Origin of the sequence: Limnobacter sp. 130 (assembly GCF_902506325.1) — a bacterium.
Classification (GTDB): Bacteria; Pseudomonadota; Gammaproteobacteria; order Burkholderiales; family Burkholderiaceae_B; genus Limnobacter.
In genome coordinates, this window is the sequence record NZ_LR732328.1 from 1,142,554 (window position 1) to 1,154,797 (window position 12,244).

General features: G+C 52.2%; 11 protein-coding genes. 5 read left to right on the forward strand and 6 right to left on the reverse strand.

The features are described 5' to 3' along the window. Positions 1 to 30: 30 nt before the first annotated feature. From FRIGORI9N_RS05415 to FRIGORI9N_RS05435, 5 genes are all read right to left on the reverse strand, one after another. Positions 31 to 1,713 (reverse strand): sulfatase-like hydrolase/transferase, encoded by a 1,683-nt coding sequence (locus tag FRIGORI9N_RS05415; RefSeq protein WP_159568819.1) that lies wholly within the window; start codon positions 1,711 to 1,713, stop codon positions 31 to 33. Then, positions 1,710 to 4,319, reverse strand: a complete 2,610-nt coding sequence (locus FRIGORI9N_RS05420) for a glycosyltransferase family 2 protein (protein ID WP_159568820.1) — start codon at positions 4,317 to 4,319, stop codon at positions 1,710 to 1,712. The genes FRIGORI9N_RS05415 and FRIGORI9N_RS05420 overlap by 4 nt, the downstream gene beginning before the upstream one ends. Positions 4,320 to 4,342: 23 nt before the next feature. Then, positions 4,343 to 5,236, reverse strand: coding sequence for an alpha/beta fold hydrolase (locus FRIGORI9N_RS05425; protein ID WP_159568821.1), 894 nt, complete (start codon positions 5,234 to 5,236; stop codon positions 4,343 to 4,345). Next, the gene (locus FRIGORI9N_RS05430; RefSeq protein ID WP_159568822.1) at positions 5,233 to 6,228 is read right to left on the reverse strand and encodes a hypothetical protein; all 996 of its coding nucleotides are present in this window, start codon (positions 6,226 to 6,228) and stop codon (positions 5,233 to 5,235) included. Before FRIGORI9N_RS05430 ends, FRIGORI9N_RS05425 begins: the two co-directional genes overlap by 4 nt. Before the next feature lie 115 nt (positions 6,229 to 6,343). Then, complete coding sequence (locus FRIGORI9N_RS05435) at positions 6,344 to 7,444, reverse strand: calcium/sodium antiporter (protein WP_159568823.1); 1,101 nt, start codon at positions 7,442 to 7,444, stop codon at positions 6,344 to 6,346. Between the two features lie 149 nt (positions 7,445 to 7,593). Between FRIGORI9N_RS05435 and FRIGORI9N_RS05440 the strand changes: the two genes are divergently transcribed. After that, positions 7,594 to 7,941: a hypothetical protein gene (locus FRIGORI9N_RS05440; RefSeq protein ID WP_159568824.1), complete on the forward strand. Its 348-nt coding sequence runs from the start codon at positions 7,594 to 7,596 to the stop codon at positions 7,939 to 7,941. Between the two features lie 14 nt (positions 7,942 to 7,955). On the opposite strand, the gene FRIGORI9N_RS05445 is transcribed toward FRIGORI9N_RS05440, so the two are convergent. Beyond that, positions 7,956 to 8,303, reverse strand: a complete 348-nt coding sequence (locus tag FRIGORI9N_RS05445) for a DMT family protein (RefSeq protein ID WP_159568825.1) — start codon at positions 8,301 to 8,303, stop codon at positions 7,956 to 7,958. A 107-nt stretch (positions 8,304 to 8,410) separates the two neighbouring features. Here FRIGORI9N_RS05445 and FRIGORI9N_RS05450 point away from each other — a divergent pair, with 107 nt between their 5' ends. The 4 genes from FRIGORI9N_RS05450 to FRIGORI9N_RS05465 all read left to right on the forward strand — a co-directional run bounded on the left by FRIGORI9N_RS05450 (position 8,411) and on the right by FRIGORI9N_RS05465 (position 12,203). Continuing rightward, positions 8,411 to 9,217, forward strand: a complete 807-nt coding sequence (locus FRIGORI9N_RS05450; protein ID WP_159568826.1) for a DUF547 domain-containing protein — start codon at positions 8,411 to 8,413, stop codon at positions 9,215 to 9,217. Between the two features lie 17 nt (positions 9,218 to 9,234). After that, the gene (locus FRIGORI9N_RS05455; RefSeq protein ID WP_159568827.1) at positions 9,235 to 10,584 is read left to right on the forward strand and encodes an acetyl-CoA carboxylase biotin carboxylase subunit family protein; all 1,350 of its coding nucleotides are present in this window, start codon (positions 9,235 to 9,237) and stop codon (positions 10,582 to 10,584) included. A 36-nt stretch (positions 10,585 to 10,620) separates the two neighbouring features. Further along, positions 10,621 to 11,220, forward strand: a complete 600-nt coding sequence (locus FRIGORI9N_RS05460) for a YHS domain-containing (seleno)protein (protein WP_159568828.1) — start codon at positions 10,621 to 10,623, stop codon at positions 11,218 to 11,220. 107 nt (positions 11,221 to 11,327) lie between these two features. Beyond that, the gene (locus tag FRIGORI9N_RS05465) at positions 11,328 to 12,203 is read left to right on the forward strand and encodes a putative selenate ABC transporter substrate-binding protein (RefSeq protein WP_159568829.1); all 876 of its coding nucleotides are present in this window, start codon (positions 11,328 to 11,330) and stop codon (positions 12,201 to 12,203) included. The last annotated feature ends 41 nt before the right edge of the window (positions 12,204 to 12,244 follow it).

The window sequence follows — 12,244 nt, forward strand, 5'->3', positions numbered from 1 at the left end:
GCTTTCTCCTTGTTGAGGCATTTCACGAATTCAACTGCCGAAGCCTTTCAGCAAGACGGCAGTCAGCTCATTCAATGTCCCCAAGGGTACTCGTTTCTGAGGCGTCAATCCATTGGTGAAACCCATCGCCCTGAAACGATCCAGCAAGCGACTGTCTTTCGACACGATAAAAACAGGTACATCCCAGGGCGTGGGCTCTCGGGACACGCTGCCTGTGGGCTGGTGATCTCCGATCATGACATACACGGTTTCTCTGGGCTCGGGCTGACTGAAGTAACCCGCCAGCCACGTGTTGGTGTAGTTAATCGTGCGCAGGTAATCCGGCTTCATGTACTCCCAGTTCACGGGCTCGGCTTGCGCGCGTGCAGCTTCGGCGGCATCAAACGGTTGTGGGCCCAGTAATTTTTTCCAGTCGGACTGGTAGGGCGGCACTTGGTGAAACGGGAAATGACTGGAAATAGTCGGAAAGAAAGTGAAACGGGGCTTGGCCGATTCATTGCGCGGGTACAGCTGATCAACCCGGGCTGCAGCAAACTGGTCAGGAATTTTCCAGAAACCAAATGCAGGGCCTTCGTAGTTCAAGGCTGGGCCATCAATGTATTGATCAAAGCTGTAAAAGGCGCGCTCAACCCATTCCCACCCCACTGAATGGTACAAACCAAATGTTTCATAACCTTCACGTTCGAACACGTCCAGTAAGGTTGGGCGTTCGGTGGTCAGAAGTACGTCGTGCTTGCGCGAATCTTTCAGATCGATACCAGACAACACCGACAAATGAGCCAGGTCACTGGCACCGCCAATAGTTGGCGACACATAAAACGCGGACACCACATTTCGGCCACTGGCCAGTATGGACTTTTCAAGCTGTGCTCGGGTTTGAGCGACTGCGGCCGACGAGTCCTTTTGGTCATACAACACGGCGCCATACGTTTCAAGAAATATCATGTGCACATCGCGCTTGTTCAATGCACCCAACACGGGTGCATCTGTTTTGGCCAAGGCCTCGTCAATCACCGTGCTGGCGGGCAAAAGTTGTGCTGCCCGGGAAGGTATCAAAATATCGCGCAGCTTTAAGGCTTCTTTCCAGTACACGGGCACCACTGCTTTGGAAACAAATGTGGGTTCGTCCGGGTTTTCCGAGTAATTGGCGATCACAATGACGCCAGCCAACAACAGCGCACTCCACAGCCACGGGGTTTTTGCCACAGGCTGAACCGCTTTGCTCACTGTGTTCATCGCCATTACCAACAAACGGTAATAAGCCCACACAACTGCGCAGGTCAACAGCACAACCAAGGCGGTAAGCCACACGGGCAAACCTTGAACAGTGACCCAAACAAAACGGGGAAGCTGGGGTACATCCCAGTAAAGGTTGACGGGACGCCCCAACAAATTGGGCACCACGACATCGGCGTAATGCCCCACCGCCATCAACAAGTAAATTGCCGAAACAATGCTCAACGCCCGAAGGGTGGGCTTGCCAAACACGGCCACCCATGCCGACAACAGCATGAGCAAACACACGAACTCGGAAGACACACCAAGGTCGGGCAATACATAGACCGTGGGCCAAATGGCTGAAAAACAAAGCGTGGAATTTAAAAAGACCAGGGCCAGCAACACCTGACCACTGAAACGCCATTTTGAAACTTCCGCGCTTGTGCCAACGCCCAGGCCCAAGCCACCTCGCAGTGCGGTATCTGTTGAACTCATGACTGCTTTACACCAACTTCATTGTGCGCCGCGGCCCGTGTGGGCGCAGCACTGAGTAAGGAAACGACGAACGCCGCTACGAAGGGCAAACTTTGGGACACCAGAACCAGGCACCAGGCCAGGTTTTCTTTGGAATCGAAACCCAATTGAAAATAAATCACCCCTACCGCACACAACAACACAAACGCCAAAACAGATTCATCGCGGGCAGCATTCATGGCATAAAGAACGGCCATTCGGTTGGCCATTTTGGGTGTGCGAATGAACGGGATTTTACGGCCAACAAACAAACCCGACAAGGTGGCCCGCCCAATGGCATAGCTCAAAGACAGCCCGGCCAGGGTGGCTGCAAAGGCTGTTCGGAAACTGGCTTTGACTTGCACCAAATACAAGGTGAACAGTTTGGTGATTTTGAATAAAAAGAACATGATTGGCACAACACTGATCAGCAGCGGCGGTGCATTGAATGTCAATGGGTCAAAAAGCATTAAACCAGACCACACAATCGCCAACAGCGTGAAAACCAGATTGAGACCGTCTGCCACCCAGGGCAGCCAACCTGACACAAAGTGATACCGCTGACCTGCAGTCAGACTGCTGCGCCGAAAACCCAGAAGCTGGCCTGCGTGTTCACGCAAAATTTGCATGGCACCGTAGGCCCAGCGGTGTCGCTGTTTTTTGTAATCCGTGAATGTGTCGGGAATCAGGCCGTGTCCATAACTTTGGTCGATATACACCGCCTCGTGGCCTTGCTCAAAAATTCGCAAACCCAGCTCAGTGTCCTCAGTAATGGTACTCACGCCCCAGCAGCCAACCTTCTCCAACACAGACCGGCGAACCATGGTCATGGTGCCGTGTTGAATAATGGCATTTCGCTCATTGCGAGTGACCATGCCCAAATGGAAAAAGCCCTTGTACTCCGCATAACACAACGACTTGAAGGCACTGTCTGCACCGTCGCGGTAATCTTGCGGCGCCTGTACGATCGCAATCTCGGGTTTTTCGAACTGTGGCGCCAAATCGCTTAACCAGTGTGGCTGCACTTTGTAGTCTGCATCAATCACCGCCACCACTTCTGCATGCGGGCAGGTTCTTTCCAGCGCGTAATTCAAGGCTCCCGCCTTGTAACCGCTCAAGGGTTTTACGTGAAAGAAACGGAAGCGCTCACCCAACAACTGGCAATGCGCCTGCACAGGGCGCCAGGTATCATCGTCTTTCGTGTTGTTGTCCACCACGATTACCTCAAAATTCGGGTAATCCAACCTGGTCAAAGCATTCAAGGTGTCGATCAACATCTCAGGTGGCTCTTCATAAGCCGGCACATGCACAGACACGAATGGCCGGTACTTGGTGACCACTGAACTGTGTGAATCGGTGCGCGTGGGCAAGGTCAGCAATCTGCGTCGACTGGTGTACCACATGGCCTCAGCCCACTCATGGGCCTCCGACATCACAATGACAAAAACGCCCACCACGCCCAACAACAAAAACACGGAAATGGCCACACTGACCCAGGTGTGGTACTGCAGGGTGAAGTCGTAAATGACGTAAATGATCAAGGACGAAATAACGAAGGCATTGAAAATCAAAAATGTGCGCCCACTGTCTCGCAGGGTTCTGCTGTCAATCAGCAACAGAAAAGTCATCATCAAGGCCACCACAATCGATGCAGCGGCCAACAACTTCCATTGCGGTATCGCAATAATCGGGCGGTCTGGCTCAAACTTCGGCTCACGGAATGAATCGAACACCCCCCAGTGCCCACCCACGCTGCCTTCAATGTCAGATTTCCAGGGTTGGTCAAACGCCTCCATCACATAAAACACCATGTGCTCTTGCTCGGCACGCGGAATGAAACGACGCAGAAATTTGGCTTGGTTGGCCTGCGATGCATCCGCCTGTTTGATTGAACGTCCGTTACTGGGCCAACCCACCTCGGTGACCACAATCGGTTTGCCCGGGAAAGCCTCCTGCAAACGTTGGTAGGTATTGATTGAAAAGTCCACGGCATTGTCCAGCGCAATGCCTTCCCAGAAGGGCAGCAGGTGAACCGCAAGGTAATCAACATGCTCAGCCAGTTCCGGGTTTTTCAGCCACACATGCCAGGGCTCAGCCGTGCTCACCGGTATGTCTGTTGCACTGCGCACCTTGTCGAGGTAGGCAATCATTTGAGTCAGGTTCAGGTCCTCACGAAGCAAGGCCTCGTTGCCTGCGATCAGGCGCACCACATTGTAGGGCGGGCTGTGTGCCACGCTGAGCAAGCGATCCAGCTCTTTTTCATTGGCCTGCAGATCAGGGCTTAACCATGCCCCCAAGGCGACATTGATGTTGTGCGTTTTGGCCAGCGCAGGAATTTCGCCAAAAATACCGGCCACTGTGTAGGTTCGAATGGCAAGCGTTTTACCGGCCAGCAAGGACAGGTCCCGATTAATGTCCTCAACCTTGGGTTCGATGTTGTCGATGGGGCTTTGCCCAGCCTGGTAAGGCGAAAATGCAAAGCCTGGGATAACCTGATTCCAGGGCGGTACCTGTTCAGGTTGGTTGATATAGCCATAACCTCCGACAACCAACAACACAAAGGCAAACAGTGCAAAAACGGAGGGCATGGGCGTACTGCTTTAAAATCGATTCAATGAATTCTATCTTGACCACGAAGATGCGCAAGAAGTTCTTTCAACACCGCATCGGGCCGCTCGGCCTGAAGAAAATGGCCACATTCGGACAGGGTACACGTTCGAACCCCTTTCGGAAAACATTGGGGCTCTACCATGGCAGGCAGCAATGCCGCTTGCATGCAACCATCGTTTTCACCGGCCATGACCAGGGTTGGCACAGCGAGCGGCTTTCTGGACAAAGCGTAAATTGAACGAGTCGCAGCGCGATGCAAGGTGAACAAGGAACGGTAGTACCTTGTTGCAGCCCAAGCCACCCCTGAATTCGAAAATGCGTCAAATACCGCTTGAATCTCGGCTTCTGAATACTTCCATCCTGGTGACCAACTGTTCCACAGTGCGCGAATTCGACCAAACTGGTTGACCAACAATTTGGCTGGCGCATTGCTTGATTGCATTTCAAGCATGTAAGCCGATTGCCTGAGTTGCCGGGGCATTAAACGCCAGGCTCGCTCCACTTTTTGAAACGGTGGTATGGCCAACAGGCTCAGTGATTTCCAGGCCTGCGCATCGGTGGCAGCGGCGGCCATTGCGGCCACAGCACCCCAATCGTGCCCGACCAGGTGAACATCACGGCCTTCAAATTTTGCGCGCCACGCCAACAGGTCCAGCCCGGCATTGAACGGATCGTAAGCCGCATCAGGATTTACCGAGCCCGGCGTGTACCCGCGAAGCCAGGGTCGCACCACTTGGTAGCCTGCCTGCACCAACCCTTCGGCCACGCCGTTCCAGCTGTGTGGTGTATCAGGAAAACCATGTACAAGCATGGCAACAGCGCCCTGTTCAGGACCGTCAACCAAAGCGCTGAGCAGCAAGTTGTCTCGCTGCAATTGTAGAACCGAACGGGTCATAGGGAGCGGCTGAAGTTGCCCCGGAAGAATGCCTCCAGACGGAAGGTCAAAGCCACATAGGGATCGCGATTGCCTTCGGTTGGAAAATGAATTTCCGGAATGATGTCCATGAACAAAACATTCTTGTGAATATCTCGGCGGTAGTAAGCCTGCAAAATATAATCCTTAATGGTGTTCTCGCCACGGTCTTCACCCACAACAATCAGGGCGTAACGCAAGGCAGTGCGTGAATTCAGCACCTTGTTAATTTCTGCGGTTTGAGAAAACACGGTGGAATCACGCCTTTCCTCGTACTCGGCATAGGTCTGAAAGCGTAGGGTGTTTTTCTCGTCGAGCGGCTTGTTGACATCAAAATTTGTTCGCACCTGCAAGCCGCGCTGATTGAACTGGGTCACCCGGCTTGAAGAATTGATTTGCCATTTGCTCTCGCTGAAATTCCACTGCCGCAGGGCGGAATAACGCACATAAGGGTCAAGTGGTGTACCAAATTTCACGCCCAAACCCAAGCCTTGAACCCATGCTTTGGTTGGGTCCTTTGAAGAACGCTGCTCCAGGCCAACGGCGGAATTGTTGGTGCTGAATCGTTCGCCACCGCGCACCTCGCGGACGCCCTGCTCCGAAAGTCGGCTCAGGGGCTCTTCAATGTCACTTTCAATAATCAGGCGCAATCGCTTTTTGGTCGTGGGCAAGTCCACCCGGAAACGAACGCTGGGATCGATCTTGGACTCCCCGGGCTGAAGCCGGGTGTCCAGCGCAACGCGAAGAAAAGATTGGTTTTCTACAAACAGGCTGTCTTCCGTACCAAAAAACTGGTCGATGCCGCGTGCCGTGTCATCAACCATTTCAGTCAAGTCGTAATGCACTGGCTCAAAACGTTCTTGAAGCCAAACAGGCAAATCACTCTCAGTGTTCGCAGCGTGGGCCACATTGCCCAAAGTAAACACGCACAAACCAACGGCAACAACGGCAACAACGGCGGGGCCTATTTTCAAAGCCTTCTCCTGATCAAGCTGTACTGCAGGTCAATACACGATACCAATTTACGCCTTTAAACAAGGGGGCGTAAGTACCCGGATCTTGTGATCAATGCTGCTAAACGGGGCGAATTCAAGCGTTTGAATTGCCGCCAACACCGCTTTTTCTGCGCAGCAGGCTGACCACCAAAGTGATCACCGTAATTGGCACCACAAAACTGAGCATGGTGTTTGAATACAACTCAAGTGCATCATGGCCCTGCGCATCCAGAATCAGGTAAACCACATAGGCGGTGTAGTAGGCCAAAAACACGCCACCCTCCCAACGTGCAATTTCCCGCCCGGTCAGGAAAATAGGCAAACAGGCAAACGCCACCGCCAAAAGCACCCACATGTCGAACGCCAACAGCGAAGGCGCGACTTGCAAGCCAAGCGGTGCGGCCACCAAACTTGAAATACCCAGACAAGCAAAAATATTGAATGTGCAACTGCCGACCACATTGCCCACTGCAATGTCGCGCTCGCCTTTAAGCGCTGCTGCAATTGAGGTGGCGACCTCGGGCATGGAGGTACCGGCAGACACAATGGTCAACGCAATCACCACATCACTAACCCCCATGGCCTTCGCAAACACAACAGCGGAACCCACCAACCACTCCGAACCCAACACCAGCAAAACCAGACCCAACGCAATCAGTCCCAACTGCACGGGCAATCTGGAATCCCAACTGCCTTGATCAGCCGGGTGTAATTCTTCTTCAAATTCTGCCTGGGCTTCTTTGACCTGAGTTCGCGACTGAATAATGAGAAACGCGGTGTAAGCCACCATGAGCACGGCGAGAATACCGCCATCACTCCAGGACAGTTGCCCGTCCAGACTTAACAAAAGCAAAAGCACAGAGGCACCAATCATGATGGGCACCTCTTGGCGAATCAATTGAAGATTAACCACCAAAGGGGTAATCAAGGCGCTTAAGCCCAAAATGAAAAGCACATTGAAAATATTGCTGCCCACCACGTTTCCGATGGCGATGTCTGTAGTACCTGCGATGACAGCACCAACTGAAACAGCAATTTCAGGCGCGCTTGTACCAAAGGCCACAACAGTCAACCCCACCACCAATGGTGAAATACCAAACGAGAAAGCCAAATTCGAAGCGCCGCGCACAAGCACATTGGCACCAAGCACCAACAGAACCAAACCGGCCACAAATAAAAATACATCGACAAGCATTCAACTTCTCCTGCGCAACAACCCCATTGTGAGGGATGAGAATTCGCTCGATTTCTCACCCCGGAACCATTTCTCGTACGATACAAATGTTACCGCCTGAATTCTATAAACGCATGAAACCTGTAATTTTCTGCCTCGAAGACTTTGAAATGCACCGTTTTCTTCTGGAAACGCATTTGACACGTCTACTCGCAGACCGGGTCGAGGTGAAATACTTCAGAAGCCTGTCGCAATTAAAAGCCTCGCACGGCGGTTGCCAGTTGTTGATTTCCGACCTGAATGTGAGTGACTCCAAAGCAGAAAACACCGCCCGATTCCTGCTCGATTATTGCGAACACACCCCTGTCATTGTTCAATCCACTGAGGAGGACCTGCCAGGTCAGCTGGAACAACAATCAGCAGGCCGCATTCAGGCCGCGGAAAAAGGTGGCCAAGGCCACCGGTTTACCGAAGCCATTGAACATTTCATGGCGCAGTTTGATCAAAAAGTGCTTTAAATACCGAGCAGGCCTTACAGCTTGTCGCGAAAAATAAAATAGGCCGCACCCACCAGGCAGAAACCGGCCCACAGATAATCCAGCTTCAACGGTTCTTTCATGTAGAACACAGCAAAAGGCACAAACACGGTCAAGGTGATGATTTCCTGCATCACTTTCAGTTGCCCCACCGACAGCACGGTGTATCCGATCCGGTTGGCAGGCACCTGGAACAGGTATTCAAACAAAGCAATCCCCCAACTCACCAATGCCGCAATAATCCATGGTTTCTGGCTCATGTCTTTCAAATGGGCATACCACGCAAACGTCATGAAAATATTGCTGATCAACAACATGGCAATGGTGACCGGCACGGCGGGCATGGCAACTCCAAATGAATTGACGAATCTGCGGTAGTGTAACCAAATTGCCGTACCGAGCGAATACGCTAAACACACTCAATTCCAAATAACGGTGCCATTGATTCGCCATGCTTAAATTTGTTAAAACATTGTTACTGACTTTTGCCCTGTCACTGAGCAGCACCAGCTTTGCCGCCGAGTTTGACCACAACTACTCAGCCTGGAACAACCTGCTGGCCAAACATGTGAAATGGCTACCTGACAACAAGCAAACTGCCGTTGATTACGCAGGCTTTCAGAAAGACCGGCAGGCCTTGAAAGCGCTATTAAACGACTGGTCTGCCGTTGGCCAAACCGAGTTCAACAGCTTTTCGAAAAACCAGCAAATGGCTTTTTTAATCAATGCCTACAACGGTTTTACCATTGAGCTGATTTTGACCAAATACCCCAAAATCAAATCCATCAAAGACATTGGCGGCGTATTCAGCAGCCCATGGAAACAGGAATTTTTTACGCTGCTGGGTCAAAAGCGCCACCTGGACTGGATTGAACACGAACAACTGCGCCCCAAATACAAAGAACCCAGGGTGCATGCAGCGGTAAACTGCGCCAGCCTGGGCTGCCCCGCTTTGCGCAACGAGGCGTTTACAGCCGCCAAACTGAATGCACAACTTGACGACGGTATGCGCCGCTTTTTGGGTGATCCAAGCCGCAACCGGGTGAAGAACGGTGAACTTCAGATCAGCCCTATTTTCAAGTGGTTCGCCGAAGACTTCGAAAAGGGTCACCAGGGGTTCAATGAAGTGAAGGATGTATTTGCAAAATGGGCCAAAGAGATGTCAGCGGACCCGGAAATAGTGGATAAACTCGCATCCAAATCACTTCCTGTTGCGTATACAGAGTACGACTGGTCGCTTAACGACATCAAACGCTAACCCTACTTGCTATTCACATGCCTCATCCAAAAACACTGCTGCTGTTCAACTACGACTGGGATGAGCAAGGTGCAAACCGGCTTCGAACCCAGTGGCCCAGCGTGGTATCTGGTTTCGATTTATTCAGTTTTCCAAGTAATGCGCGCTTGGCCTGGTTTGACACCGAACGATTTGTAGCCAAAGCGGCCGTGTTCGCCAAATTGCATGGTGCCAAGGCAGTGGCCTCGAACCATGAGCAGTTTGGCGCGCTTTGTGCAGCCTTACTTGCCGAGAAAATGGGGTGGCCGGGCACACCTGTGAACGCCATTCTGGCCTGTCAACACAAGTTATACGCCCGCAAGGTGTTGCAGCAAGTAGCCCCCGAGGCCAACTTGCCATTTGCCAGGCTTGACGCGGCATATGGCGGGCCTGTGCCCCAGGGCATTGACTATCCGCAATTTGTAAAACCGGTAAAAGCCGCGTTCTCGGTGCTTTCGCGACAGGTCAAGAATGCCGAGGAACTGCACGCCCACACCCGCTTTGGCCCCTGGGAGCTGTGGGTGATCAAGCATTTGGTGGAGCCCTTCGAACGTATTGCAAAAAAGCGACTGCCAGAAGCCGGAACCGCGCACAGCATGATGCTGGAAGCCCCCATGCGCGGTCGACAATACAACCTGGATGGCTATGTCTGGCAGGGTGATGTTCGCCCGCTTGGCGTGGTTGACGAGGTGATGTACCCGAACACCGACGCCTTCATGCGTTTTGAATACCCCAGCAGGTTGCAGGCAGACGTGCAGGCGCGAGCAGCCGACGTGGCACGACGTTTTCTGAATGCTGTGGGCTTTGATCACGGATTGTTCAACATGGAATTTTTCCATGACGAAGCCACCGACAAAATCACGGTGATCGAGTTCAACCCCCGCATGGCCTCGCAATTCTCGGATTTGTATTTGCGTGTCGACGGCATCGACCTGCACGAAATTGCATTTGCGCTGGCACACGGTATTGACCCTGCAACACTGACCCGCGCAGTGCCCACAGCCGGCGCTACAGCCAGCTTTGTTTACCGCTCCTTCAATCCCAAAGCCGCTGTACCATTTCCCGGTTTTGTGCAAAAAGCGGCCTTCCGCAAAGCATTTCCCGATGCCTTGCTGTTTGAGTACCCCAAAGACACCAAAGAACTGCACCGCGACTTCAAATGGCTGCGCAGCTACCGTTACGGCATTGTTCACCTGGGTGGAGAAAACCCGCGCGACTTGCGCCAGCGCTGCGAGCAGGCCAGCGCCCTGCTGGGTTGGCCTGCACCATATCTTGAAGATTTGCGGGAACAAGTCATTGATGCAGACAAATTGCCGACGGAACTGTTTGCAGGCAAACCAGTCAGTTAAAACACCAAATCGATTCAAACAAACAGGAGAAGTATTTTGACTTTGACACGCACACACAAACTTTTAATTACGGGCAGTTTGTTGTTGGGCTTGAGCGGTTGTACCGCAATGACGGCGCAAAACCCCTCTACCAAATTGAGCCCGGTGAATGCAGCTGAAGTGGCCGGAGATGACCGCGTCATGCTGTTTGGTGCCGACGTGGTGGCATACATCACTCAAAACGCTTATGTCCAGGGCAAGCCCGAGTTCAGCAGCACCTACCAGGAAGTGGATTTTCATTTCTCAAGCGCTGATCACAAAGCCTTGTTTGACGCAGAACCCACCAAATACATTCCCCAGTACGGCGGCTATTGCGCCAACGGGATTATGTTCGGCATCCCATGGGGCGGCAATGCAGCCGACTTCAAAGTGGTCGACGGAAAAACCTACATTTTCGGTGGATTCGTTTCACAAGCCGCCTTCGAACTTGAGCTTGATAAGAACATCGCTTTGGCCGACGATTACTGGGCCCAGGAAGTCAACGGCAACAACAGCTTTATCCAACGCGCAAAGCGCTTGGTGATCCGGGTACCCCACTATAAAACCGGGGAAGAACAGGCGGCCGAAGTTCAGGCCGCTGGAAAACTGGGCAGCTAAAAGTTAAAAAAACAACCGTACAAACATTTCACAGTTAAAAACCGAATTGTTTGTGCGATCATCAATTTTCGAGTTTTCTTCCAATCGTTCTATATAACGAGGTACTCATGAAAAGTTCAGCAATATCCGTTTCACGTCGTCTATTCTCTGTGGCAGCCATTGCACTGGCCGCTGGCTTTTCCGTCTCCGCACACGCCGAGCAGACTCTGAAAGTTTCCACCATTCCCGAAGAAGCAGCCACCGAGCAGATTCGTAAATTTGAGCCACTGGCCAATTACCTGTCCAAGGCAATCGGCATGAAGGTCGAATTCACACCGGTCAGCGACTACCCTGCTGCTGTTGAAGCACTGGCCAACAAAAAAGTTGACCTGGTTTGGTTGGGCGGCTTTACACACATTCAAGCATCACGTCGTTCTGGCGGAAAGGTTATTCCGATCGCCCAGCGTGTTGAAGACACCAAGTTTCAGTCGGTCTTCATTGCCAAAACAGATTCCGGCATCAAATCCCTTCAAGACATGAAAGGCAAACAAGTGTCTTTCGGCTCCCAAAGCAGCACCTCGGGCCACTTGATGCCCCGCAATTTCCTGCTCGAAGCCGGCCTGGAACCTGAAACAGCATTCAAACGGGTTGCCTATTCCGGTGCGCACGATGCAACGATTGCCTCTGTTGTGAGCGGCAAAGTGGATGCTGCGGCACTCGACATTACAGTATGGAAAAAATTTGTGGACGCCAATAAGGTCGACACCAATGCTGTGAATGTGTTTTACACCACGCCACCGTACTACAACTACAACTGGACTGTGCACGCCGACATGCCGGCTGATTTGCGCAATAAAATCCAGAAAGCCTTGTTTGACCTGGATCCAGCCGTACCTGAACATGCTGAAATCCTGAAATTGAACCGGGCCACACGTTACATCGACACCAAGCCCGAAAACTACAAAGGCCTCGAGGCTGCAGCGAAAAGCGCAGGCTTGTTATAATTGCAAGGAAGATGGGAGCCCATGCCGGGCTCCCGCAGTAG

What these genes read in the sequence shown, in the direction of transcription:
- FRIGORI9N_RS05415 (WP_159568819.1), bottom strand. Translation starts at nt 1,713, where the DNA reads ATGAGTTCAACAGATACCGCACTGCGAGGTGGCTTGGGCCTGGGCGTT.
- FRIGORI9N_RS05420 (WP_159568820.1), bottom strand. Translation starts at nt 4,319, where the DNA reads ATGCCCTCCGTTTTTGCACTGTTTGCCTTTGTGTTGTTGGTTGTCGGA.
- FRIGORI9N_RS05425 (WP_159568821.1), bottom strand. Translation starts at nt 5,236, where the DNA reads ATGACCCGTTCGGTTCTACAATTGCAGCGAGACAACTTGCTGCTCAGC.
- FRIGORI9N_RS05435 (WP_159568823.1), bottom strand. Translation starts at nt 7,444, where the DNA reads ATGCTTGTCGATGTATTTTTATTTGTGGCCGGTTTGGTTCTGTTGGTG.
- FRIGORI9N_RS05440 (WP_159568824.1), top strand. Translation starts at nt 7,594, where the DNA reads ATGCACCGTTTTCTTCTGGAAACGCATTTGACACGTCTACTCGCAGAC.
- FRIGORI9N_RS05445 (WP_159568825.1), bottom strand. Translation starts at nt 8,303, where the DNA reads ATGCCCGCCGTGCCGGTCACCATTGCCATGTTGTTGATCAGCAATATT.
- FRIGORI9N_RS05450 (WP_159568826.1), top strand. Translation starts at nt 8,411, where the DNA reads ATGCTTAAATTTGTTAAAACATTGTTACTGACTTTTGCCCTGTCACTG.
- FRIGORI9N_RS05455 (WP_159568827.1), top strand. Translation starts at nt 9,235, where the DNA reads ATGCCTCATCCAAAAACACTGCTGCTGTTCAACTACGACTGGGATGAG.
- FRIGORI9N_RS05465 (WP_159568829.1), top strand. Translation starts at nt 11,328, where the DNA reads ATGAAAAGTTCAGCAATATCCGTTTCACGTCGTCTATTCTCTGTGGCA.